The organism is Maritalea porphyrae, from assembly GCF_030159895.1.
Taxonomy (GTDB): domain Bacteria; phylum Pseudomonadota; class Alphaproteobacteria; order Rhizobiales; family Devosiaceae; genus Maritalea; species Maritalea porphyrae.
This window is the reverse complement of the sequence record NZ_BSNI01000002.1, coordinates 1,161,736-1,186,015: the sequence shown is the minus strand read 5'-3', so window position 1 is coordinate 1,186,015 and position 24,280 is coordinate 1,161,736. Positions and strand designations below refer to the sequence as shown.

25 protein-coding genes are annotated in these 24,280 nt (G+C 50.2%); 12 read left to right on the top strand and 13 right to left on the bottom strand.

Annotated elements, in window-relative coordinates:
- Positions 1 to 6 precede the first annotated feature (6 nt).
- The 4 genes from QQL65_RS09190 to QQL65_RS09175 all read left to right on the top strand — a co-directional run bounded on the left by QQL65_RS09190 (position 7) and on the right by QQL65_RS09175 (position 4,240).
- Positions 7 to 1,140 carry a Gfo/Idh/MocA family protein gene (locus tag QQL65_RS09190; protein ID WP_284363861.1) on the top strand — a complete coding sequence of 378 codons (1,134 nt, stop codon included), beginning with the start codon at positions 7 to 9 and terminating at the stop codon, positions 1,138 to 1,140.
- A 67-nt stretch (positions 1,141 to 1,207) separates the two neighbouring features.
- Entirely contained in the window at positions 1,208 to 2,488 is a 1,281-nt protein-coding gene (locus QQL65_RS09185) for an NAD(P)/FAD-dependent oxidoreductase (RefSeq protein WP_284363860.1), read from the top strand.
- Positions 2,489 to 2,605: 117 nt separating this feature from the next.
- Positions 2,606 to 2,734: a hypothetical protein gene (locus tag QQL65_RS09180; protein WP_284363859.1), complete on the top strand. Its 129-nt coding sequence runs from the start codon at positions 2,606 to 2,608 to the stop codon at positions 2,732 to 2,734.
- A gap of 117 nt (positions 2,735 to 2,851) precedes the next feature.
- Positions 2,852 to 4,240: a serine hydrolase domain-containing protein gene (locus QQL65_RS09175; protein ID WP_284363858.1), complete on the top strand. Its 1,389-nt coding sequence runs from the start codon at positions 2,852 to 2,854 to the stop codon at positions 4,238 to 4,240.
- Here the strand turns inward: QQL65_RS09175 and QQL65_RS09170 are convergent.
- The 3 genes from QQL65_RS09170 to QQL65_RS09160 all read right to left on the bottom strand — a co-directional run bounded on the left by QQL65_RS09170 (position 4,237) and on the right by QQL65_RS09160 (position 6,827).
- On the bottom strand, positions 4,237 to 4,716 hold the full coding sequence (locus QQL65_RS09170) for a tryptophan-rich sensory protein (RefSeq protein WP_284363857.1): 480 nt from the start codon (positions 4,714 to 4,716) through the stop codon (positions 4,237 to 4,239). The genes QQL65_RS09175 and QQL65_RS09170 overlap by 4 nt on opposite strands.
- Positions 4,717 to 4,833: 117 nt before the next feature.
- Complete coding sequence (gene pcp / locus QQL65_RS09165) at positions 4,834 to 5,481, bottom strand: pyroglutamyl-peptidase I (protein WP_284363856.1); 648 nt, start codon at positions 5,479 to 5,481, stop codon at positions 4,834 to 4,836.
- Positions 5,478 to 6,827, bottom strand: a complete 1,350-nt coding sequence (locus QQL65_RS09160; RefSeq protein WP_284363854.1) for a mechanosensitive ion channel family protein — start codon at positions 6,825 to 6,827, stop codon at positions 5,478 to 5,480. The genes pcp and QQL65_RS09160 overlap by 4 nt, the downstream gene beginning before the upstream one ends.
- 138 nt (positions 6,828 to 6,965) lie before the next feature.
- On the opposite strand from QQL65_RS09160, the gene QQL65_RS09155 reads away from it, so the two are divergent.
- Complete coding sequence (locus QQL65_RS09155; protein WP_284363853.1) at positions 6,966 to 7,955, top strand: zinc transporter ZntB; 990 nt, start codon at positions 6,966 to 6,968, stop codon at positions 7,953 to 7,955.
- A gap of 2 nt (positions 7,956 to 7,957) precedes the next feature.
- On the opposite strand, the gene QQL65_RS09150 is transcribed toward QQL65_RS09155, so the two are convergent.
- Positions 7,958 to 9,418: an NAD-dependent succinate-semialdehyde dehydrogenase gene (locus QQL65_RS09150; RefSeq protein ID WP_284363851.1), complete on the bottom strand. Its 1,461-nt coding sequence runs from the start codon at positions 9,416 to 9,418 to the stop codon at positions 7,958 to 7,960.
- 289 nt (positions 9,419 to 9,707) lie between these two features.
- On the opposite strand from QQL65_RS09150, the gene QQL65_RS09145 reads away from it, so the two are divergent.
- Entirely contained in the window at positions 9,708 to 10,190 is a 483-nt protein-coding gene (locus QQL65_RS09145; protein ID WP_284363850.1) for a TspO/MBR family protein, read from the top strand.
- On the opposite strand, the gene QQL65_RS09140 is transcribed toward QQL65_RS09145, so the two are convergent.
- Positions 10,187 to 11,188, bottom strand: coding sequence for an EAL domain-containing protein (locus QQL65_RS09140; protein ID WP_284363849.1), 1,002 nt, complete (start codon positions 11,186 to 11,188; stop codon positions 10,187 to 10,189). The two genes, QQL65_RS09145 and QQL65_RS09140, sit on opposite strands and share 4 nt — an antisense overlap.
- Positions 11,189 to 11,626: 438 nt before the next feature.
- Between QQL65_RS09140 and QQL65_RS09135 the strand changes: the two genes are divergently transcribed.
- Positions 11,627 to 13,087: a pyridoxal phosphate-dependent decarboxylase family protein gene (locus tag QQL65_RS09135; protein WP_284363847.1), complete on the top strand. Its 1,461-nt coding sequence runs from the start codon at positions 11,627 to 11,629 to the stop codon at positions 13,085 to 13,087.
- Between the two features lie 4 nt (positions 13,088 to 13,091).
- On the opposite strand, the gene QQL65_RS09130 is transcribed toward QQL65_RS09135, so the two are convergent.
- Entirely contained in the window at positions 13,092 to 14,345 is a 1,254-nt protein-coding gene (locus tag QQL65_RS09130; protein ID WP_284363845.1) for a Mur ligase family protein, read from the bottom strand.
- A gap of 83 nt (positions 14,346 to 14,428) precedes the next feature.
- On the bottom strand, positions 14,429 to 15,676 hold the full coding sequence (locus QQL65_RS09125; RefSeq protein ID WP_284363843.1) for a Mur ligase family protein: 1,248 nt from the start codon (positions 15,674 to 15,676) through the stop codon (positions 14,429 to 14,431).
- Between the two features lie 330 nt (positions 15,677 to 16,006).
- Here QQL65_RS09125 and QQL65_RS09120 point away from each other — a divergent pair, with 330 nt between their 5' ends.
- The 3 genes from QQL65_RS09120 to hemA all read left to right on the top strand — a co-directional run bounded on the left by QQL65_RS09120 (position 16,007) and on the right by hemA (position 18,289).
- Entirely contained in the window at positions 16,007 to 16,540 is a 534-nt protein-coding gene (locus QQL65_RS09120) for a DUF2975 domain-containing protein (RefSeq protein WP_284363842.1), read from the top strand.
- A gap of 12 nt (positions 16,541 to 16,552) precedes the next feature.
- Positions 16,553 to 16,762 (top strand): helix-turn-helix domain-containing protein, encoded by a 210-nt coding sequence (locus QQL65_RS09115; protein ID WP_284363841.1) that lies wholly within the window; start codon positions 16,553 to 16,555, stop codon positions 16,760 to 16,762.
- Positions 16,763 to 17,008: 246 nt separating this feature from the next.
- Entirely contained in the window at positions 17,009 to 18,289 is a 1,281-nt protein-coding gene (gene hemA / locus QQL65_RS09110) for a 5-aminolevulinate synthase (protein ID WP_348529142.1), read from the top strand.
- Here hemA and QQL65_RS09105 read toward each other — a convergent pair.
- Together QQL65_RS09105 and QQL65_RS09100 are read right to left on the bottom strand one after the other, a co-directional pair.
- A complete protein-coding gene (locus QQL65_RS09105) occupies positions 18,286 to 18,684 on the bottom strand; it encodes an ACT domain-containing protein (protein WP_284363839.1) in 399 nt (132 codons plus the stop codon). The two genes, hemA and QQL65_RS09105, sit on opposite strands and share 4 nt — an antisense overlap.
- Positions 18,685 to 18,858: 174 nt before the next feature.
- The gene (locus QQL65_RS09100; protein WP_284363838.1) at positions 18,859 to 19,497 is read right to left on the bottom strand and encodes a response regulator transcription factor; all 639 of its coding nucleotides are present in this window, start codon (positions 19,495 to 19,497) and stop codon (positions 18,859 to 18,861) included.
- Positions 19,498 to 19,999: 502 nt separating this feature from the next.
- Between QQL65_RS09100 and QQL65_RS09095 the strand changes: the two genes are divergently transcribed.
- Positions 20,000 to 21,589 (top strand): hybrid sensor histidine kinase/response regulator, encoded by a 1,590-nt coding sequence (locus QQL65_RS09095; protein ID WP_284363837.1) that lies wholly within the window; start codon positions 20,000 to 20,002, stop codon positions 21,587 to 21,589.
- On the opposite strand, the gene QQL65_RS09090 is transcribed toward QQL65_RS09095, so the two are convergent.
- The gene (locus QQL65_RS09090) at positions 21,586 to 21,936 is read right to left on the bottom strand and encodes an antibiotic biosynthesis monooxygenase family protein (protein WP_284363836.1); all 351 of its coding nucleotides are present in this window, start codon (positions 21,934 to 21,936) and stop codon (positions 21,586 to 21,588) included. The genes QQL65_RS09095 and QQL65_RS09090 overlap by 4 nt on opposite strands.
- Entirely contained in the window at positions 21,936 to 22,259 is a 324-nt protein-coding gene (locus QQL65_RS09085; protein WP_284363834.1) for an NIPSNAP family protein, read from the bottom strand. Before QQL65_RS09085 ends, QQL65_RS09090 begins: the two co-directional genes overlap by 1 nt.
- A gap of 70 nt (positions 22,260 to 22,329) precedes the next feature.
- On the opposite strand from QQL65_RS09085, the gene QQL65_RS09080 reads away from it, so the two are divergent.
- On the top strand, positions 22,330 to 23,019 hold the full coding sequence (locus tag QQL65_RS09080) for an ArsR/SmtB family transcription factor (RefSeq protein WP_284363832.1): 690 nt from the start codon (positions 22,330 to 22,332) through the stop codon (positions 23,017 to 23,019).
- Here the strand turns inward: QQL65_RS09080 and QQL65_RS09075 are convergent.
- Both QQL65_RS09075 and QQL65_RS09070 read right to left on the bottom strand, forming a co-directional pair.
- Positions 23,016 to 23,678, bottom strand: coding sequence for a response regulator (locus tag QQL65_RS09075; protein WP_284363830.1), 663 nt, complete (start codon positions 23,676 to 23,678; stop codon positions 23,016 to 23,018). The genes QQL65_RS09080 and QQL65_RS09075 overlap by 4 nt on opposite strands.
- A 97-nt stretch (positions 23,679 to 23,775) precedes the next feature.
- Positions 23,776 to 24,183, bottom strand: coding sequence for a MerR family transcriptional regulator (locus tag QQL65_RS09070; RefSeq protein WP_284363828.1), 408 nt, complete (start codon positions 24,181 to 24,183; stop codon positions 23,776 to 23,778).
- Positions 24,184 to 24,280 lie beyond the last annotated feature (97 nt).

Sequence of the window (24,280 nt, the reverse complement as noted above, 5' to 3'; positions counted from 1 at the left end):
GTTATCATGCATAGACGTTTGAAGCTTGGCATGGTCGGCGGCGGGCAAGGCGCGTTTATTGGTGCTGTGCATCGCATCGCGGCACGCATCGACGATCAATTTGAACTGGTCGCAGGCGCGCTTTCCTCAAACGCAGAACGTGCAGCTGCTTCGGCAGCGGAACTTGGAATTGATGCTTCGCGTTCTTATGCCTCATACGAAGAAATGGCAAAAGCTGAAGCTGCGCGCGACGATGGCATCGACGCTGTTTCAATAGTCACGCCAAACCACATGCATTACCCAGTCGCAAAAGCTTTTCTTGAAGCTGGCATCAATGTGATATGCGACAAACCCCTCACCTCAACCCTTGATGATGCGTTGGCACTGCGTGAAGTCGCGAAGTCGTCTAGCGCAGAGTTTTTCCTCACCCACAATTATTCTGGCTATCCGATGGTTCGGCAGGCGCGCGATATGGTGCGCTCTGGCAAAATCGGCAAAGTTCGCAAGGTTCAAGTTGAGTATATTCAAGACTGGTTGAGCGCGCCAATTGAAGCTGGCGCAAACAAACAGGCCGATTGGCGGACAGACCCCGCCCGTTCAGGTTTAGGCGGCGCAATTGGTGATATTGGCACTCATGCATTTCAACTGACCGACTTCATTTGCGGCGAACCGCTCAAAGAGCTGGCCGCGGACCTGACAAGTTTTGTCGAAGGCCGGTTGGTCGATGATGATGCGCATATGCTGCTGCGCTATAAAAATGGCGCGAAGGGCTATTTGTGGGCAAGCCAAGTTGCACCCGGTCACGAGAATGATTTGCGCATTCGGATCTATGGCGAGCGCGGCGGATTGGAATGGCGACAAGAAAATCCAAATCAATTGTGGGTTGGCATACTAGGGGAACCCAAACAATTGCTAACCCGTGGCGGGCACGGCACAGGCGAAGTGGCAGCAAACGTCACCCGAGTGCCTGCCGGTCACCCAGAAGGCTACCTTGAAGGCTTTGCAACAATCTACAATGAAGCCGCTGATGCCATCCGCAATGGTCGGAAGAGCGACAGTCTGTCCGTGACGCTTGATGAAGGCATTTTGGGCATGCGCTTTATTGATGCGGCGATCCGTTCATCCAAAGCAAATGCGCAATGGACATCACTTGGTGCATAAATTCTGTTTTGCGCACCAATAGTCCCGTGTAAAAATTGGCCGAGTTTAAACTAGTCTCTGGTCGACAATGCCTCACATTGATAGCTATTACGCCTCCACGCAAATTGCAGAAACCAATTACACTCCCCTGACGATAGACACTGATGTTGATGTGTGCGTTGTTGGTGGCGGACTTGCGGGGCTTACCGCAGCGCGGGAACTCCTAAAGCACGGCAAGTCGGTTGCGCTATTAGAAGGCAATAAAATCGGATGGGGCGCTTCTGGTCGCAATGGCGGCTTTGTATCTGATGGATACGCTGAGGGCGTTCTAAATCTTGAAAAGAAACTTGGCGTAGATCACGCGAAAGCGCTCTTCGATATCAGCCGCGAAGGCACTCAATATGTTCGAGAGAACATTGGCGGGTTCGCAAAGACGGGCCAAGACCCAAGGAACAATTGGCTCAGTGTTGTTCGTCACGATGTGGGTGATGGACTGCAAAAAGATGTTGAACGGCTCACCTCAGTCTACGACGCCAGCTATGAGTATTGGGAAACCGACAAGGTGCGCGAACACCTTAAAAGCACGCGCTACTTTCAGGGTCTTTTGGATCGCTCTGCGTTCCATATTCATCCGCTCAATTATTGCATCGCGCTTGCGAATGACATTAGCGCGCAGGGCGGGCAGATATATGAGAATACACATGCGCGTGCGCTAAACAAACATGCAAACAAATTCACAATCGAAACGGCATCTGGTGGCACTGTAACAGCCGGAAAAGTTGTCCTTTGTGGCAGTGCTTACATGCACGATCTGTACCCCAGAATTGAGGGAGCGGTATTGCCGGTGGCGACCTATGTGGTGACAACCAAAAAGATGAAAAGCCGTCTAGCGGAAGCAATTAGTTTTGAGGGTTGCATTTCTGACAACCGGCGCGCAGGTGATTACTATCGACTAATTGAAGGCGGCGATAGGTTGTTATGGGGCGGCCGGATTACGACACAAAAGTCTGAGCCACATGCACTGTCTGATCTGTTGCGCGCGGATATCGAAGCGATATACCCACAGCTTCAAGGCATGGAAATTGAAAAAGCTTGGTCCGGCTTGATGGGTTATTGCGTCCATAAAATGCCCGTTCTTGCGGAACTAGAACCCGGCATTTGGACAGCAACCGCGACGGGTGGTCATGGGCTAAACACCACCGCTGCAATTGGCATTGTGGTGGCCGAAGCGGTCGCTGAAAAATCGGATCGCTACAGGCACTTTGCGCCATTCACGGCTCGGTGGGCGGGTGGACCTATTGGTCGTTTGGCGACGCAATGCGCCTATTGGGGGATGCAACTTCAAGATTGGTGGGATGAGCGACGCTAACCATATCCATGCAGTTGGGATGCCTGCTAATTAAGCATTTAACCATTTGTTCATTGTGTTGACCTTCCCAACGGCGCACCATGGCAGCGCAAATCTGTGTTTCAAGGGGGGAAACAAATGATAGAGCTGTTCCATGCCTATGTTCAGTCAAAGGGGCGCGAGTACCTAGGTGGCATGGCCTGCGTGTTGCTCGCGGCACTTATCGTCTGGGGTGGCGGGCTCTTTTTGCTATTGCAGCTAACATAAGGGCAAGCACAACGCGTGCTCAAATAGCTCAGCTTTTACCCAAACAATAATCGCTTGCACCTTACGTCAAATATGATTTGATAGCGCCAATTGTTCTACTTGAGGGAGGCAGAACAAATGCGGTGGTTTGGGTTCGCCATTAAAGGCCTTTTGGGCCTTTTTGTTTTTTTAGTGATTGTTGTAGTTGGCTATTTATTTATTGCACCGCCGGACATGTTGCGGGTTGCCACCAACTATTCTGCCAAAATTGTTTGTTCAAACGTGTTTCTGGCTGGGCGCGACCCAGTCGAAGTACAAAACATTGACGTACAGGCAGGTGGGCATCCAATCCTTGGATACATCAATGTAGAAGTGGACGAACCCAAAGGCGTTGTGACCGCCAGGATGCTTGGACTATTTGCGACAGGCAGCGCGGTTTATCGGGATGGTTTGGGCTGCGCGAGCGCACCGGATGGCAATCTTGAAGCGGTCAAACAAGTCAATTTGGCCGACACACAAATCGAAAAATATACTCAGCTGAGTGACTGGCCCATGGGGCCAAATAACATCGCTGTTGATAATATATTGGTTGACGAAGAATTGGTTGGCCCCGCAATGCGTGCTGTTGTGGTGATCAAAGATGGCAAACTAATCGGTGAAACTTACGGATCTGGTTTTGATGCTGAGACCCCACTATTGGGTTGGTCAATGACCAAGACCGTCACCGCACTACTTTTGGGTGCTGCTTTTGAAAATAATTTTGACCCAGAGATGACGGAACTCTTTGACAATTGGCACGATGATATTCGTAGCAACTTATCACTCGGTACTTTGATGAGCATGAGTTCTGGCCTGCAGTGGAACGAAGGCTATGGCAGCGTTTCAGACGTCACCCGCATGCTTTACCTCGAGCCTGACATGGCGGCATTTGCTGCCTCGCTACCGATCGACAACGAAAACGCACCTAAGCGTTTTCATTACTCTTCCGGTACAACGGTATTATTGTCGCGCATTTGGCAAGACCATGTGGGAGATAAGGCGCTCGCCCTACCACACGAAAAACTATTCGGACCGCTGGGCATGCGAACTGCGACGTTAGAAACTGACGCGGCGGGCACATATGCAGGCTCGTCCTATCTCTACGCCTCAGCGCGCGACTGGGCACGAATTGGGCAGTTAATCGCCAACAAGGGCGTTTGGGCGGGCAAGCAATTGGTAAACGAAGAGTACTTGTCGTGGATGGTGTCTCCTGCGGCTACATCGATGGCGGCGTGGGGTCGAGCCAAATATGGGAATGGGCAGATATGGCTACATGGCCCATCAAGAGGCGTTGCGGAAGGAATAGACCCGGATGCAGGGTTTGATCTGCCGCTTGATACGCGTTGGCTGCTGGGGCATGACGGCCAAGCCATAGCGATCATTCCATCTAAGGGACTAGTTGTGGTGCGGATGGGTTTGACGCCATCCAATTTAGGCTATCGGCCCCAAGCGATGGTTTCAGCGATTTTGGACGCGACAGGTTCTTAGGTTGCGAGGTAGATGATCAACGCTGCAAAACCGCAATAAACTGCAGCTGGTAGCAACGTTAAAACGGCTGTGAGTGTGCTTCCCCTTGAGAGCGGGATCAAAGCTACATACACAATCGTAAGCAATAACTGGGACAGCGCGGCAAAAAACAGGCTTTGCATTGCAAAGAACAAAATGACAAATCCCCATGTGAGCAGCACCGTTGCAGCCCAAAGCTGAAAAAACAGTCTATTGCCATGTACTCGTCGCTCAGCCGCCACTTGATAGGCAACCAGGACATGCGACGCCAAGTATGCAAGGGCCCAAAACTTACTCATTGGCGTAAAGCTCGGCCACGTGATTGAGCGAAACCATTCAGGATTTGCCATTATGCTCGGGCCAGTAAGGATTGGGAAAATCGTCACGGCAAAAATGATAAACGTAACACCAGCACGACGCGGAGCTTCAAGTCCAAAATGCTCTTGTACGTTGCTCATCATCTGCCCCTTTTGTGCTTTGACGCACAAATCAGAATAGAGCCCACAATCAAAGATCGCGTTAAATCAACCGGTTAATCTTTTACTATGGAGACAAGTAAAAAGCGGGCAATTGGGCTACTGGATATTGCCTGCATTGATCTTCACGTCCGCTTCGACATTTACCGCTGCAGCAATTGCTTTGCAGATGGCGTTGACCATCTGCTGCAGCTTGATGGTTGGTATGTTGGGGTCGCTACAAAACTCGGTTGCCTGCGGGACATGGATGAAGCCGGCCCTGATCGGAAGCTTGTTACGTTCAATATGATCCAGCGCACCGTACATCACGTGATTGCATACAAATGTGCCTGCGCTAAACGATACCGCGCCGGGGACGTTCTCAGTGCAAATGGACTGCGTCATGAGATTGATGGGTAATGTGGAAAAGTGCGCTGCAGCGCCCTCAGCCCGAATGGCTTCACCAATTGGTTGATTGCCCGCATTGTCCGGAATGCGAAAATCATCGAAGTTGATTGCGACTTTCTCCGGTGTAATGGCTGAGCGTCCAACCGCAACTCCCAATGCAATGACAATAGTTGGTTCGATTTTTTTGATCAGCTCGACAACACGATTTACTGATTTGTGTCGCACAACCGGCAGAATAGCAGCTTGAATAATAAATCCTTCGCTCTGATAACCGTCCAGCGCTTTGGCGATCTCCATACTGGGATTTGTCGCCTCACCGCCAAATGGTTCAAAGCCGGTCAGCAAAATGCGTTGCGTCACGACTTTGCCGGCTCCTGACCGTGCAGTATCGGCTTGACGCTAGGATCAAGCAGCAAATGACGGTGCGGATATGGGATCTCAATATTGTGTTCTTTGAACGCATCCCAAATCGCTAAGAACACGTCGCCGCGGATATTGGTGATACCGTTCGCAGGGTCAGAAATCCAAAAGCGCAGTGTGAAATCAATTGAGGATTCACCAAATGCAATAACGTGGCACACGGTTTGATATTCGCCGGTAGCCCGGATGGTGCGTGGATGATCCAACGTCGCTTCAACCGCCACTTTCTTCACCAAATGCGGGTCAGAATTGTAGCTCACACCAAATTGAATATCGATGCGAATGTAGGGATCGTTGAATGACCAGTTTTCCACTCGCTGCGTAATCAAGTCTTCGTTCGGGATCAGATATTCGCGGCCATCGCGCGCGGTGACCGACACATATCGCGCGTTCAACGATGTGATCCAACCAAACGTGTTCCCGACCGAAATAACGTCGCCCGGTTTAATCGACCGATCGAGCAACAAAATAACGCCTGAGATCAAGTTTGAAACGACCTTTTGCAGACCGAAACCAATACCCAAACCGATGGCACCAGATACAAGCGTCAGCGCCGAGAAGTCGATACCGATCATCGAAAGGCCAATTACGCCTGCAAGGGTCAACAAGACGAATCGCGAAATTTTGCCAACCAGAACCCGCATGGTTGGCGAGATGTCTTCAAACGCTTGGAACTGTTTTTCCAATAGTCGGCTAATCGCCATCGCGGCCCAAAAAAGAACCGACAGCAAAACAACGCCTTGTACCACCATCAAAAGCGAAAAGCGGAAGCCGCTCATTTCAATGGCTAGCTCATCGAAAAGCGTTATGGTTTGTTGCAGGATGCCAAGCGTGTAAAGCGCAACAACTACCCAACCAAAAGCTGCGACCAAGCGCGACAGGGTTCGGTTTTTGATGACACGCGAAGCGAACGAAATGAACAGCCAAGACGTTGCAAGGCTCGCCACCGCCGTTAGCAAAAACGAACGGCTATCCCATGTACTCGTCTTGAGCAAAAACACAGAAATCCATAGCAACACGACAAAGATTGCCCATTGGGTACGCCGTAGCGCCACCGCAACCATGCGCAATCGATTGCCCTTGATGGACATCGCTCGCACGCGCACCTCGAGTTTTGGCTCAATTTTTGCGTTTATGAATTTTGCTAAAACATAGCTGGCCAGAATGAGCGCAATTTGAACGGCGCCCCAAAACAGGTGGCCCTGGTTCAATGAAAGGCCAAAAATCTGCAGGAAGCTATTTAGCGCCTGCGCCATCTGCTCAAGAATGGGACTAAATTCATTCATATTGGCATCTTATCCACTTTTGTTGTCAGACGGAATAACTATTCAAATATGTCCGAAACACGACCGAACAGTCGAATTTGGCGTGACAAATCAGAATTGCAGTGCTTCTTTGAATTCATGACAGATAGGAATGCTGACGTGAACACAAAAAATGCAACCAGCGAGGCTTTTGCGTTTGCTTTGGATGGGCGCGGGCATGCTCAGGCTCTTGCTTCTGATGCGAATGCTCAAATAGAAAACTCGAAGCCGGCCAAGTCTGCATTTGTTTGGCGTCATTTTTTGCGCAATGACGCAACAACACGACCACAGCTGCAGGAACTGGCCGGAGACAGTTTTGTGGTTGATGCGCTCACCGCATCCGAGACCCGTCCACGCTGCACGGTTCATGGTGAAGGCGCATTGTTGATTTTGCGGGGGGTCAATATTGAACATGGCGCAGAGCCTGAGGACATGGTGTCCATTCGTTTGTGGATCACCGCTAATCAAGTGCTAAGCGTTGGGCAGCGCCCGTTGCGTGCGCTCAATGATTTGATGGCAGCAATGCTACGCGACCAAGCCCCGAAGTCTCCTGGCGATTTGGTTGCAAAGCTGGCCTTGCGTCTGGTGGATGAAGTGGAACCCCTCGTTGCTGATATTAACGCGCAAGTAGATGATTTAGAAGAAAAAGTGCTGGATGCATCGGCGGAAACATCGCGAGGCTCTTTGGCTGATATCCGGCGCATCTCAATCGTCTTACGACGTTATATGTTGCCTCAACGCGATGCGCTGACCACCCTACTAATTGAAGATTTGGCTTGGCTGAAAGAGCGTGACCGCTCGCGGCTACGCGAAGCAAGTGAACGGGTTACTCGACTGGGCGAAGATTTGGACGCCATCCGCGACCGCGCGCAGGTGGTGCATGATCAATTGATGGACAAACGCGCAGAGACAATGAACAAGCAGATGTTCTTGCTGTCCATTGTCGCTGCATTGTTTTTACCGCTTGGTCTTTTGACGGGCCTATTGGGCATAAATGTGGGCGGAATGCCAGGGGTTGATAGTCCCTATGCATTCACCATTGTTTGTATCAGCCTAGTTGCAATTGGCGGCTTCCAATTTTGGCTGTTCAAGAAAATGGGGCTGATGTAGCGCTATTTTCCCAAACCACCCATCAACACATATTTGACTTCCAAATAGTCGTCCAAGCCATAGTGCGAACCTTCGCGACCTAGACCCGACTGCTTAACGCCACCGAAAGGCGCTTCGACAGCGGAGGTGATACCCTCGTTCACGCCGACAATGCCACATTCAAGCGCTTCGGCAACCCGCCAAACACGACCTATGTCACGCGCAAAGAAATACCCCGCGAGGCCAAATTCAGAATCATTGGCTAAGTCGATGACCTCTTCTTCTGTCTCGAACTTGATCAGCGGGGCAACAGGGCCAAAGATCTCCTCCTTGAGCACACGTGCATTAAGCGGCACATCACGCAAAACAGTTGGCGCATAATATAGGCCACCAAGCTCATGTGGTTTACCACCCGTTGCTGCAGTTGCACCTTTTTGCACCGCATCGCCCACAAGTTCCTCAACTTTTTTGAGCGCATTTGCATTGATCAATGGCCCTTGGGTGACACCATCATCAAAGGCATCGCCAACTTTGAGGTCGCCAACGCGTTTGGCAAATGCCTCTGCAAACGCATCATAAATGCCCGCCTGCACATAGATGCGATTGGCACAAACGCAGGTTTGGCCAGAGTTGCGGAATTTTGAGTTTAACGCGCCTTCAACAGCGTCATCCAAATTGGCATCGTCGAACACGATAAATGGCGCATTGCCGCCCAATTCAAGCGAAAGCTTTTTCACGGTGTCTGCGCCGTTTCGCATGATCAAACGTCCAACATTTGTAGAGCCGGTAAACGACACTTTGGCGATATCTTCATGCTTGGTCAGCACGTCGCCAACTTCAGTGGTGTGCGTTGTAGGCAAAATATTGAGTACGCCTTTTGGTATGCCGGCTTCTTCTGCCAAAACAGCGAGCGCAAGGGCAGACAATGGCGTTTCAGGTGCGGGTTTGATCACAATTGTACAGCCTGCTGCAAGGGCTGGCGCTACTTTGCGCGCGATCATCGCGTTGGGGAAATTCCAAGGGGTAATAGCTGCGACAACGCCGACAGGTTGTTTCATCACAACGATTTGCGTGTTGGGACGCGCGGGCGGAATAATGTCGCCATAAGCGCGGCGCGCTTCCTCAGCGAACCAATCAATATAGCTTGCGCCATAAACGATTTCGCCCTTTGCTTCAGCAAGCGGCTTACCTTGTTCTGTCGACAATAGCGCACCGAGTTGCTCGACATTTTCCAAGATCAGATCATTCCATCTGCGCAGAATATCGCAGCGCTGCTTTGCTGTTTTGGCGGCCCAAGGCTTAAATGCAGCTTTGGCAGCGGCAACGGCAGCGAGGGCATCATCAGCAGTGGCATCAGCCACATTGGCCAAATGCGCGCCATTTGCCGGGTTGCTAACGGCAAAGCTTTTGCCGCTACTGCCTTTGACCCATTGCCCATCAATATAGGCATCCGACATTTTGAACTTTGAGGCGATATCCAACATGGCAAACCTTTCTCAACAACCGCAAGGTCTCAATTTGAACGACGATTATTGAAACAAAAACACAAAGAGGAACACTGAGCCTAGCTGGAGTTTTGGTTAGTGTCACGACCAATCATGATAATTTGATCAAAAAATCCATGATCATTTCGAATGAGGCATTCACAAACATTCATGACTGAAGGGGAAGGTGATAATAGCGAACCAAGTGAATGGTTTTTGCCTTTAGTTGATCTGTCAGGCTAACCTGCTCGTACAGAGTGCTCAAAGGGAACCGAAATTGGAACAGGTCATGGAACAAAAAAACGAACGCTATATGAAGATCGCCACTTGGGTCATCTTCTATGTTGGCACAATTGTAGCGGCAAGCAGTGCTGGGCTTTGGGATATTAAAGGATATTATTCTGAACTCACTTCGCCCTCTTTTGCACCACCCAATTGGCTATTTGGGCCCGTGTGGACAATCCTCTACATCTTCGTTGCAACAATCGGCTTCCGCCTCGTCTATATGGCCAAGGATGCTTGGAAGCCGCTATTGATAGCGCTTTGGACCCTACAATACGCCCTCAACACGATTTGGACGCCCGTATTTTTCGGCGCGTACAATCTTGGCGCCGCACTAATCTATATTGTGGCACTCGATGTGGTGATTTTAGCGTTCATCTTGTTGATGTGGAAGCGTGACCGCATTGGCGCATATCTGGCGATCCCATATTTGGCATGGGTGTCATTCGCCAGCCTTCTGAACGCTTCATTTTGGATGCTAAATGGTTAGCCGGCGCGCAGTCGCGTCGAAAGGGGCACAACCACAGAAGCTTCATAGCTGATGTCGTGATTAACGTGCTGGGCGTCTCGCGGGGTGCCCAGCAAGAAACCTTGTGCAATATCGCAGCCCATATGTTGAACAATGTAGAGTTGCTCTTCGGTTTCGACGCCTTCAGCAACGATTGTTGCGCCAAGGCCCTTCCCCAAACTGATCATAGCCTCAACGATTTTTTTGACCCGGTGATCTTCTTGGCATTCAGCGATGAAGTGCCTGTCAATCTTTAGCTTGTCCACGGGCATTTTTGACAAGCGAAGGAAGCTTGAATAGCCCGTTCCAAGGTCATCAAGCGCGATCCGCACACCTGCATCGCGCAAATCGGCCAACGCTTTGCAGGCACGTTTGCCTTCAATCACCAGTTTGCTTTCGGTCAACTCGAGTTCGAGACGCTCGGGAGGTAGATCCCACTGTTTGACAAAAGTAAGAATATCATTCGCGAAATCTTCGGTGTGCAGTTGCAGCGCTGAAATGTTGAAGGAGAGCGTTAGATGGCTAGGCCATTCCCGCGCTTCTTTACAGGCAATTTCAAACAGCAATGCCGACAGCTCATTGATCTGCCCGGTCTTTTCCGCAACATCGATAAAGATGCTTGGTGGAATGAAGCTGCCGTCGCGTTGCGGCCAGCGTGCGAGCGCTTCGTATCCTGCAATTTTGTTCGAATTGACACAAAAATAGGGTTGGAAATGGACGGTCAGTTCGCGACGCGCAATCGCGCTGCGCAATTTGTGCTCTAGGTGATCTAGATCTTCCTGAACCGAAAAACTTGCGTCTTGTTCCGCTTCATCAAATAAGTCTTGCGCACGCCGCTGCGCCAAGTTTGCGTTGTTTTCAGCAAGTGCCACATCCACTAAATGTGGGCTGCTTTGGGTAACTGTCTTTATTACAATATCCTGTTTCTTGCTGCGGCTGCGGCAGTACTGCCAGATCCGTGCCATCAACAAAACCATCATGAATGTTCCTGCATGGAACAAGGAATCCATGTTTGCGGCCTGGGTGGTTTGCATGAACCCAATGATCTTATCGGTAAGACTTGTGAATTCGCTGAACCACCAAAAAATGAAGGTGCCGGCAAGCAGGAGAGCGACCTCGTAAAGTAGTTGTGCTGGCCTTGATTTCGATCGATTTGACAAACGGCACCCCAAATGGTCCAACCAAATTTTGTGGCACATGTTTGTCGAAATATATGAAAAAACACTTACGACTGGCGGAATTTGCGCAAATTGTATCCAATTTTGACTAAAACTATGTTTTCGAAACGTTTTTGTAACAAGACAAAATGGCTCGCCCGACCAATTTTCGCGCTAAACATGATTGCTATTGAATTTTCCTCAGCATAACGCTCAACTGTCGCACCACTCGAATCCAACCATTTGAATTGCAAAATAGTTATGTCCAAAGATTTCGCTGAAACCGGCCAATTTCAAACCTACCTCTCCAAGATTGGTTCCGGACTAGATGAGTTTTTGAAATTCGAGCATCCAGACGCTTTGGCAAACGGCTCAAATTGGCGCGAAAAACTGAATGAACCCATCCCCCAAAAAGGTGTGGGCATCGAAGCCGTGAGCGAACAACTTGTCACAGATGTGATTGCCAATGGCTCTGCGATTGTGAGACCTGGCTTCACTTCATTCATTACCACAGGTGGCACCACGGCATCTGCAATAGCGTCGGCCGCCGGGTCAATCGGCTCCCCTCAACGATATACTTTAAACGCGTTCAACTATTTGGAAGAGCTTTCACTGAATTGGCTGGCCCAAATGTGCGGCGTTTCGAGGATGAAGGGCGTTTATTCGACGGGCGGCTCTGTGGCCAACCTGATCGCGTTGGGTGGCGCAAGGCAATGGGCGTTCGAGCAAGTTGGGCACGATGTGGCAGCCGAGGGCGTTGATCGCCCAACGCGGATTTATGCCAGCGCAGAATGCCACCACACAATCCAACGTTCAGCCGGAGTTTTAGGGCTGGGGCGTCGGTCAGTTCGGTTGATTGAATGCGACGAGCAAAAACGCATGCGCCCAGAGGCCCTGCGCGAGGCAATCGAACAAGACTTAGCGGCAAACATCTTGCCTGTCGCCATCGTGGCTAATACCGGCAGCACCAACACCGGAGCGATCGACCCAATCAAAGCAATTGGTGAAATTGCGCGTGCCAACAAAATCTGGTTCCACATCGACGGGGCCTATGGCCTGCCAGGCATTTTGGACGAGCGCATTGCCCAGCTCTACGAAGGACTAGAGCTTGCAGACAGCGTTATTGTTGACCCACATAAATGGTTGGGCGCATGCGTTGGCGTTGCTGCAACATTTATTCGCGACCGCGAAATCTTGCACCGCGCATTCACACAAGAGCCCGCGGACTATTTGGAAGGTTCAGTTGACCATCAAGATGGCGCAAACGCCCCTTCCCACTCAATGGATGATTTTGGCATTCCGTATTTTGACTTTGGTGTTGAATTGAGCGCCCCGCCTCGCGGTGTTGCGGTGTGGGCGATGCTGAAAGAGATTGGTGTGGAGGGCATGCGGGATCGGGTAAAACGTCATAATGATATGGCGCAACGCGTCGCCGAACGGGTGCGTGCCGACAGCAGACTTGAACTGGTGCTAGAGCCAAGTTTGTCGATTTGTTGTTTCCGCTACATTGCGCCGGGTATTGACGATCTGAACACTTTCAACCAGCGCATTCACCGCCGGTTGGTGCGTGGCAATGAATATATCCCGAGCACCACCAAAGTCGACGAAGTGCTCGCTATCCGGCCGTGCTTTGTCGGCGCGCGCAGTGTGCCGGGTCAAGATGATGGCTTGGTGGACGAAGTCTTGCGATTAGGCGATGAGTTGGTTCAAGAATTGATGTGACAAGTCAACCGTTTAAGTGCGTGCAACGGCTACATTCTGTTTTCAACATGCATGTCAACGCCTTGCACGCCACATCCTCATTGAATGCTTGGTAAGCGCGCCAAAGTTTGGATTTCCTAGCTGACTTCAGAACTATAAGTGCATCTTTATGAGGGCGAAGGCATTCCACGACCTCGTCGATAGTTCTACAGGCAACTATTCTATTGTTTCCCTGCTCTGTTTGCATCTTGCTAGCCGCAGCAAAGGAACTGCCAGTTCCGATTACCAAGTCTGCCGTTTGCAATGCATGCTCAAGTAACTCAACATGTTTTTGGAACTCATTTTCTCCGATAAAAAAGACGTCGCCCTGGACCAAAACTATCTTCCCCTCGGTTAGGTTCGGAAGGTCCTCAAAAAAGGCATGCGTCGACCAATATGGAGACTTATATGAATCTAGAAAAAAAGTGTGGCCGCTTTTGGCAACGCCAATATCACCCCTATTTTCAATAGGTTCGATTTCTTCGAGTTTTCTAATGGCGGCTTCAAGCGGAAGCCCTAACCCATGAAGAACAGCAAAGACGAGCAGTATTGTAGGCAAGACAATGGTACCAACGAACCTTGTTTGAACAAAATAGCGCGCTCCTGCGATTTCAAGATCAAAACTCAATCGATCCTTCCAGTTTGTTGTCTTAACAACAGCCCGAACATCGGCTTCCTGCTTCGAGCTAACGCTAATCAAACGCACATCCTTGCGTATTGTTTGCGCAATCTTTCGCACATTTTCATCATCGACGTTCAGGCACGCAATTCCTCCTGAAGCCAAAGCCGTCACAATTTTCTCTTTTTCGACTGCGATATGATCGTGTGAGGGAAAATACTCTTCGTGTTCACTTCCAATTGCCGTCAATACCGCGACATCCAATGGAATATTGTCGACGAGATAATCTAGGTATCCAGGTCCACCGCCTGCAGAAATTTCTTGAACAATTGTTTGATTGCTACGCGTTATTTTGCGCAGTGTGCGATACACACTTCTTTCAGTATTATTTATGTGGCCAAGATGGACATCGCGATCATATCCCTCGCTCAATATTTCACCGAGTAGCCGTGAAACCGTCGACTTGCCGCTGCTGCCAGTTATTCCAATCAGGAATGGCGACTTTTCGCGCAGTTTTCTCAATGCGCGCTGCCTCTCAATTGGGCGAACCAATCGAAACCATTTAGGCCCAAGTTTTTCCGAAAGAGCTTCGGCAAATGCTGCAAATTGTTGTTTTAGCACGGACAGTTAGCTTCTTTCGATTTCATCGTGCAACCCAAGCCCATTCTATGTAGACGCAAAAGAGAGAAATACGGTGTTGAACATCAAGCTCGCAGCATACTGCAGTTCTGACAATTCGAAACCATTCGACAATGGGTCAACTTACAAGATATTGGCTCGTTGCTGGCGGCATATACGCGCCACAATTTTGCAACGCTTGCCGATTTCAACAACACCAACGCGTCGGGATACTTCTCAAGCTCCACCAAAATATCGTCTATCGTTTCACAACCAACAATGTTTGACTCCGGGTCGCTATGCTGTCGCTTTCTAGCGGAACTCAGTGCACCAGATGTGCCAATGATTGCGTCGCAGTGGGGCTCAAGTCGGCGAATAAACTGCCGATACCTTACTGAACCACTGCTGCCTGTTTCTGAAAGCTGACCGACTACCGCAACAATCGGACCGGAACGAATATTGGCCAAATCATCTGCCAACATTTTTGACGACCAAAGCGAGGCCTTAAAAGCATCGAGGAGGAAATAACGGCCATTTGCCGCCTGTCGGATGTTCATCCGGTTTTCGCTAGGTTCGTATTCCGAAATGACTTTTAGGGCCGGGGCAATATCCAGTCCCATCCCATGAACGGCAGCGATCACCAGCAAGATGTTCGTCAACCCTATCGTGCCGGCAAATCGGGTCTGAACGTCAATAACCTTGCCGTCCAATTTTAGATTAAACCGAAGCCGTCGTTTCCAGTCCGCATGAATCACTTCTGCTGAAACATCTGCGTCCTTTTTTGCACTGACCGTAATGCAGCGAACGTCTGGTCGAATTGTACCTGCAATGGCTTCAACTGGTTCGCTGTCAATGTTTAGGCATGCAACACCACCTGGCAACAATGCGTCGACAATCTTGCTTTTCTCTTTCGCAATGTCTTGCGCATTATCAAACGCTTTTGCATGGTCTGTCCCTATTGAAGTCAATATCGCCACATTGAGAGGAATGTGTTCAACCAGATAGTCGAGATATCCAGGCGCGCCCCCATGAAGTTCTTGCACGACCGTTTCGCAACTCGCAGGCATTTTGCGCAGTGATCGATAGGCATAGCGTTCCTGATTGTTGGCGTAACCAACTTGAGTGACTTGCGAATATCCTTTGGCTAAGACCTGTCCAAGCAATCTGGTAGTAGACGACTTTCCACAGCTGCCTGTCACACCCACATAGGTTGGAGCAACTTTGTGCAGTCGTTTGATGGCGCGGCGCCGCTCATGTCGACGCACCAACTCGAACCATTTGGGTTCAAATCTGAGCGAAAGCTTTTCGCGTATACCAGCGACATTTATCCGCAATTTCTCACCCCAACATCCAATTCTTTACAACGTCTGATGGCTGCGACTGACAACCGACAGAGTATCAATAGGTAGAAATCCCAATTAGGGCAATATTGTCGGCAAATTCGGCTTGGCTTCGTGGCAAAAAGAACCATGCAATATGCTTGAATTGCAAGGATCCGAAACCAGACGACGACGCAATCCTGCATTTGTTTTTGCGCACATCATCGTTCCCAGCACCCAACATTGAGTATAGAAATGCCAAATTCTTGATCGGCAAGAGCTTTCACGTTTGACTTCTCATAATTCAACTATTACTCGTTTTATTTAAATTTAGAGGAAAGAATTATGTCACCAAAAACGATCAGTCACCTTGCCGGAATTCTTGGGCGCTTGATTTGGCCGTTCGCGATTATCCTGCCAATCGTGGCATTAATATTGATCGGGCTAACTGATGAATTTGAGTTGGAAGTGTTTGGCACCAACCAAATTATCGTTGAAAAAGGTCAGATGACACCAGGCATTCGTGCCTTATTATTCGCTTTTGCCGTCGGATATTTCGTCCTCTTTTGTTATGGTCTTTTTGCAATCCAAAAAACACTATCCGAAGCTTCAATGGGGCAATGGCTATCTGCCAAAAGCGTAGTTGGGTTTAAGCAATTTGCTGTGGCAACACTTGCTATTGTTCTGTACGAGGCTATTGTTGGGCCGATTGCATTTGCATTGATGCGGATGCAACTAACAACCGGGCAATTCAGTTTTGAGATTGGCGTCACAACCGACTTCGTTTCATCCCTATTCACCGCCCTGGTGATGCTGGTGGCGGCGCAAATCTTCAGTGTTGGCCAAGCAGCGTATGAAGAAAACAAGAGCTTCATCTAGGCGGACAGAGTTATGAAAATCATTGTCAATTTGGACGTGATGTTGGCAAAGCGCAAAATGAAGCTGAAAGACTTAGCCAAAGCGGTTGAGCTTTCCGAGCAAAACCTTTCCATGATCAAAACGGGCAAGGTCAAAGGCATGCGGTTTGAGACCTTGGCCAAAATCTGCGACGTTTTGGAGTGCCAGCCCGGCGATTTGTTGGAGTTTGATCCAGAGGACTAACATTCGATTGATTGTTGAATAGTCAAATCGTGATCAGGAAATCGCCATTTACGGGTTGCGATTTGAGAACAATAGACTAAATCTAAACTGTGGGTTGCATACATTTGATTTTTACTATGTAATTCAAAACGAATGTATGCGCTCAATTGACCTGCGTCATGTTGCCTGATCGGCGGATCAATATAGTTTGACTACAAGGAAGCGGTTTAGTTTCGCTTCTGGCCACGAAGATAGGGGTATCAATCGATGGATTATCGCGGACTGTTTGAGGACGCCATCGATACTTTGCGTCGTGAAAAGCGCTATCGAGTATTTGCCGATTTAGAACGAATTGCAGGACATTTCCCAAAAGCCATTTATCGTGACAGTGCAGACAATGAGCGCGAGATTACGATTTGGTGTTCAAATGATTATTTGGGCATGGGCCAGCATCAAAAAGTGATCTCGGCCATGCAGGAGACTGCAGGTAAGCTGGGCACTGGCGCTGGCGGCACGCGCAATATTGCGGGCACAAACCGACCATTGGTAGAGCTTGAACGCTCCTTGGCCGATTTGCACCGCAAAGAAGCGGCGCTCGTGTTCACTTCTGGCTTTGTTTCCAACGAAGCATCGATTTCAACTATTGCTCGATTGATCCCAAATTGCTTGGTGATCTCGGATCAGTTGAACCACGCTTCAATGATCGCTGGTGTGAAACAATCCGGCATGGAAAAGAAAATTTTTCGCCATAACGATATGAAGCATTTGCGCGAGATTTTGGAAGCGGCTGGCAAAGATCGCCCTAAAATGATCGTGTTTGAATCTGTCTATTCAATGGATGGCGACGTCGCGCCTATTGAAGAAATTGCAGATTTGGCAGACGAATTCAACGCCCTCACCTATATTGACGAAGTGCACGCCGTTGGCATGTACGGCCCACGCGGCGCAGGTATTTGCGAACGCGACGGGTTGATGCAGCGCATCGATATTATTGAAGGCACGATGGCCAAAGCCTTTGGCGTTATGGGTGGCTATATCACTGCCAGCCAACCCATAGTGGACGCCGTGCGTTCTTACGCATCTGAATTCATTTTCACCACGGCCCTGCCTCCGGCATTGTGCGCTGCCGCGCACGCATCGATCGAGCATTTGAAATCCTCAACCGTTGAACGCGAAGGCCAACAGCGCCAAGCACAACGCGCCAAAGAAATCTTAGGCGCGGCTGGTCTGCCGGTGATGCCAACAAACACACACATTGTACCTGTGATTGTTGGCGACGCCCGACGCTGCAAAGCGGCCAGCGATATGCTGATGGACAAGCACAACATCTATATACAACCGATCAACTATCCAACGGTGCCAAAAGACACTGAGCGTTTACGCATTACGCCGACTCCGTTGCACACAGATGAGATGTTGTTTGAGCTGCGCGATGCCTTGGTGAGCGTATGGAAGAATTTGGACCTACCGATGAATATCGACACGTCTCAACTGACCGCTCAAGCGCTTAATTCTGGCGATTTGGTTTTGCCAACGACGGGCGGCTAGGCGCTTAGCTCGTCAAGTGCTGCCATTGCAGTGTCCACCTTGTCTATGGGAATAAACAAGTGGTCGTGGTAGTAACCCGCGACCACATTGCACGGCACGCCGACTTCTTTTAGCTTGTTTGAAATTGCGGCCATAAAACCCACCGCTTCCAAAGCCGAATGCACGGTAAGCGTAATCCTTTGACAGACAAATTCATGGTCTAGACCCAACCTGATCGCATCTTCTTCGCGCAGGATCAGCGTCACGCCTTCTTCCTCTTGGAAACGCATTGCGGGTTCGCAATCTAGTTTGTTGGCCGTTTGTTGATCCGTCGTTGCGAAAGCATAGCGCTGAGACGACAATTTGGGCGACATCGACTTCAAGAGTTGGGCGATGTTGGAGATTGCGTTGGACATGGGACATCCCTTCAAAAAATCGTGCGGGTCGTCCCGGAAGGTAAAAGAATAAACGTCGGGTCGTCCCAACGGCATTTCGATCAGCGTGCAACATCGACGCATCCTGATCAAGCAAAAATTGGGTGACATGACTGCCACCCAACTGGTCCGCATTCCTTGAGCAAAGGGAGGGGTTCAACTCGTTAGAACAATGCGGACAAGATCAGCAGTATTTCGAGCGCCCAGCTTTTCCATAACGCGGGATCGGTGCACCTCAACCGTGCGCGGGCTGATGCCCAACTCGCGTCCTGCCTCTTTGTTGGATTGACCGTTGGTGATGAGTTGCAACACTTCGCGTTCGCGAGGGGTAAGCTGATTGAACCCGCGCACCTCCACTGGTCGATGGTAACCCGTTTGCACCGCCCCAATATGCACGTCACGCCGCAGCGCATCGCGGACGGCACGCACTAGCTTTTCAGTGTCTATAGGCTTGGAGATTACATCTGCAGCCCCTGCTTTCATGGCCTCCACTGCCCCGCCAACATTCTGACTGTCGGCCAACATAAAAACAGGTGCGCCGGTGCGCATGGATTTAACTCGCATCACGGTGGGCATGGTGTCTTCACCGTCCACTTGCATGTTGATTACGATCACGTCTGGCAAGCGCCGATCAAGTTTGGCCAAAAAATGCGTAATGGACTGCGAAGTCTCAGTTTGAAATCCTTCCAACCTGAACAATACGCCGAGCGCCTCGCAGGTTCCTTTGTCACCATCGATGATATGGATCAGTCGGTCTTTGTTGAAGGCATTGTGGTAGTAGATGTCGGCGGTCATCAAATGCCTCCGCTTTTATTGCAATGTACCGGGCTTAGCCGGTTTGGGAGTGCACAAAATTGCATGGCCTTGCTCCTCAATAACGCTTTAAAAAATCCACTTCCCGCGAAAATACGATGCGGAAAGCACCTAGTTAGTATGATCCCTATTCGCGCTTTGAGTAATTGGGCCAATTCCGAAATGTATAAAGACGTAGGTGGCTAAGTGCTTTTACGCATTATGGGTATCAATGCCTATCATAGGTATATTTTCCTCATGCATAATGCAACTAAAAATTGTGTTTTGGTGAAAACACAACTTAAACATGTGGAAAATCAGTATCTTTGGCGACAGAATGAAAGAACAATTCAAGCCGACATCAGGATAATATTCAGCATTTGATTGCCATTGTCGCGACTAAGGAGCCTTGATTCGTAGAGTTTGATTGCACTGAGTGGTTGCAAAGTGCTAGCTGAAACCAAGTGAAATTTGCGCACCGCACCAGCGTTTTTGGGAGAGGTTTTTGACGAATATCCAAGAAGGTCCAGCTTTTCGCATCGTCGTGGATCATTTGGGTCAAGGCATCGCCATGTTTGATGCCACCCACAAATTGGTTTTGTCCAACGCACTATTCCAAGAGCTTTTGGGCCTGCCCGACCACATGGTAGAGCCACAAACTGACCTGAGCGAAATGATTGCGTTTTTGGCGACACGCGGCGATTTCGGCCCGGGTGATAGCGCCGAATTGGCCAAATCACGCATGGCGCAAATTGCAGACAAAAGTGTCGGGCTCACCGAGCGCCCTGGGCACCAGGGACAGCATTTGGAAGTGAGAACCGATCATTTGCCAGATGGCGGTTTGGTAATTAGCTACGCCGACATTTCTAGCCGAATTGAAGCCGAGCGTGAGCTAGCACGGGTCAACCAAAATCTAGAAGCAAGAGTGCAGGACCGCACCCAAGCTTTGACCTTGCTAAATTCCGAACTTGAACGAGCGCGCGCCAAAGCTGATGCGGCAAATATCGGCAAGACGCGCTTTTTGGCGGCTGCCAGCCACGACTTGCTTCAACCCCTCAATGCGGCGCGGCTCTATACCTCCACCATGATTGAACGTGCCCACGGCACAGACCTTGCGCGCTTGGCGCAAAATATTGACGCCTCGCTTGGCGCGGTGGAAGACATCATGTCTGCGTTGCTGGATATTTCACGCATCGATAGCGGTGCGCTAAAGCCTGCAACATCTGTGTTTTCGATCCGCGAATTGTTGCGCAAAGTGCGCGTTGAGTTCGAACCGGCAGCGGCGGAGAAAAACATCAAGTTGCGCTTGGTAGGCGCGGACAGTGCCGTGCGGACGGACAGGCGCCTGGTGGCGCGCGTGGTTCAAAACTTAGTGTCAAACGCGATCAAATATACACCAGAAGGCGGTTCCGTTTTGGTGGGCTGCCGCAAGCGAGGCAACAAAGTCAGGCTCGACATTATTGATAGCGGCATTGGCATTGACGAGGGTCAGCAGTCGCTGATTTTCAGTGAATTTTCGCGCCTTGAACCCGGGGCGCGCATCGCCTCTGGCTTGGGACTAGGACTATCCATCGTCCAGCGCATTTGCTCTACATTGAACCTTCAGCTCGAAGTTGAAAGCGAAGTGGGCAAAGGCTCGCGCTTTTCTATTTACGTGCCCGAAGCAAAAGAAAAACCTGCACCTGAAATCAAAGAAGAACTGCCACAAGTGGTTCTAGACACAGGGCAATTTGCTGGCAAACAAGTGCTTTGCGTCGACAATGAAGATGACATTTTGGACGCTATGCAATCGCTCCTTTCAGGTTGGGGGTGCGACGTGCGCACCGCCAAATCTCTTAAGGCCATTTCGCAATCTTCAACCCTTGAAGGGTGGATCCCCGAACTCGTTTTGATGGACTACCACCTAGATCAAACGTCGGGTTTGGACGCGATAGAGTGGCTCCGGCAAAATGTGGGCGGCCACTTGCCCGCCGTGTTGATCACCGCCGACCGTACCCCGCAGGTGCGTGAACTGGCTGCCGCGCGCGATATCACCGTACTGCCTAAACCGGTCAAACCTGCTGCTCTGCGCGCTCTAATTGGTCGTCTAACCTAGCTCTGAGCGTGAACAGCGACACTATCTAGTGGCGCCTGCTCCCTTTCCAACTTGCTATAGTCTCGGACCACAGATGCGATGCGCAACCGATAGCCAGCAAATAGCTGCTCGCGTCCCGCTTTTTGCGCTGCGCGGTGGCTTGGCAAATTCCGCCAAGCTTTGACCGCGACCTCATCTTTAAAGAAAGAAAGCGAAAGCACTTTGCCCTCATCCGTCAGGCTTTGAAAGCGCTCGACAGAGATGAACCCATCGATCTGTTCCAATTCGAATTTGAGTTGCGCAGCTATGTCTAAATAGGCGCCCTTGTGTTCAGGCTCGGGCCAAACCTCAAAAATCACTGCGATCATTAACCCGCCTCTCCATGAGGAAGCGAAGCGAGCTTTAGGAAGGTTCGCTCTTCTTTGAGTATAAATTTTTCCTTTTGCGCAAACTCATAATTTTCTCGCCCCAACGGATCAGCAGACAGTCGCGCACGATATTGTTCGTATGCGGCCAAGTCTTTGATTGAATAGACGCCATAGGCGAGCGTCGACGAGCCTTCATGCGGTGCGTAATAGCCGATCAGGTCAGCGCCACATCTTGGGATCGCCTGCCCCCAATTGCGCGCATATTGTTCAAATTGGCCCTTTTTTGTCGGGTCTATTTGGTACTGGATAAAACATGTGATCATTGATTTTGCCTTTCGTTGCCCACAACAATCGCATATTGAAGTGCATCAATGTTTCGGCTATGGTCGAACTATGAAAGACGGACCAGACATTTCCCGCATCGGCCAATTGATCGGCGACCCAGCACGCGCCAACATACTTTCGGCCCTAATGAGCGGCAAAGCCCTCACCGCCACTGAATTGGCGCAAGAAGCAGGTGTGACGCCGCAAACTACCAGTGGGCATTTGGCCAAGCTGGCTGATGGCGGGCTGGTGCGCATTCGCAAGCAGGGTCGGCATCGCTACTATGCGCTAACTGACGATGAAGTTGCCTCTGTGCTTGAAAGCTTGATGCATCTAGCCGCCATGAAGGGACATCTGCGCACACGGACAGGGCCACGTGACCCAGCGCTCCGACGTGCCCGGGTTTGCTACGATCATCTGGCCGGTGATAAGGGCATTCAACTGTATGATGCGCTGATTAAACGAGGTCATTTGATTGAAACTGGCGACGACTTGTCACTGTCTGCCGAAGGGGAAACCTTCTTTTCCAACTTTGGCATTGAGCTTTCGTCGCTCAGCACAGGCCGCAGACCCATGTGCCGACAATGCCTTGATTGGAGCGAGCGTCGTACACACTTGGCGGGAATGTTAGGCAAAGCTGTTCTGGACGAAATCTACTTGCGCGGCTGGGCGAAACGCGAACCAAACTCGCGAATAGTCGCATTCAGCCAATCAGGCGAGAAACAGTTTGAAGACATACTGATTGCAGGCACTACCTAGCCACCAGTTGCGGCATCGATCTGACCTTGCTCAAGCTTTGAAGCGGCAATCACCGCTTGGGTGCGGCTATCCACATTGAGTTTCTGCAAAATGGCCGATACGTGCGCTTTCACTGTGGCTTCTGACACGGACAATTCATAGGCGATTTGCTTATTCATCAGCCCGTCCGACAACATCATCAAAACGCGCACTTGCTGAGGCGTCAGCGTTGCCAATCGTTTTGTGTATTCAGCAATTTCGCTGTCTTCTTCATCAAATGTGAAACCGTCTGGAACCCAAATGCCGCCATCGAGCACGGTCTTGATGGATGTGTGGATCGACTCTGGGCCAACAGACTTTGGCAAAAATCCTGACGCACCCAAATCAATTGAGCGGCGAACTGTTCCGCCATCATCAGAGGCAGAGCAAATCATCACTGGCACTTCAGGATATTGTGCGCGCACCAATAAGAGCCCCGAAAACCCACGCACACCCGGCATTGCCAAATCAAGCAAAACCAAATCGCATTCGCGATTTTGCTCAAGCAACGATGTGAGAGTTTCTAAATCACCAGCTTCTTCAATTGTGCAATCCGCACCATTTTCAGCTTCAATTGTTTGCCGCAAGGCTGCCCGAAATAGTGGATGGTCGTCGGCAATAATGATGCGATTTACAGACATTTAGCTTCCTGTGCTGCCCTTATAAATCTGGTGTAACGCAACAATGGGCTAAGAACAAGTCGCCAAGCAAGGTTTCGCGTCCACCTATGGTTTTGAGCTACTCATCAAGCGCCGTTCCGGCCTCAACCATTCCTGCAATAATCTTTTCGACCCGTTCGAGTTCTTGCAAGCTCATCTCGATGCTTTCGCGACGTTGTTTAAGCAGCAACCTTTGCGATCTGATCTTGGCCAGCGCCTTGCGCATTTGCACATCGTTGCCATCACGCAATTCATAGCTTTCTAAAAACTCCTGAATCTCGCGGATGGTCATGCCGATCTGCTTGCCGTTCAGGATTAGGCGAAGTTTTGTGCGGTCCTTATTGGAATAAAGCCGCTTTTGCCCAACACGCCGCGGCTTGAGCATGCCCTTATCTTCATAAAAGCGCAGCGCACGGTGGGTAATGCCGAAAAAGTCGGCCAAATCACCAATTGTGTAGACGTATCCGCCGCCGGCGCTTGGAGCCATTTATTCCTCACTAAACAATTGTTGTTCGGGCGGTGTGGGCCACCAGATCGTGCCAAACGCGGCGATGCGTACCGAATCGACACCGATTTTAGTCAAT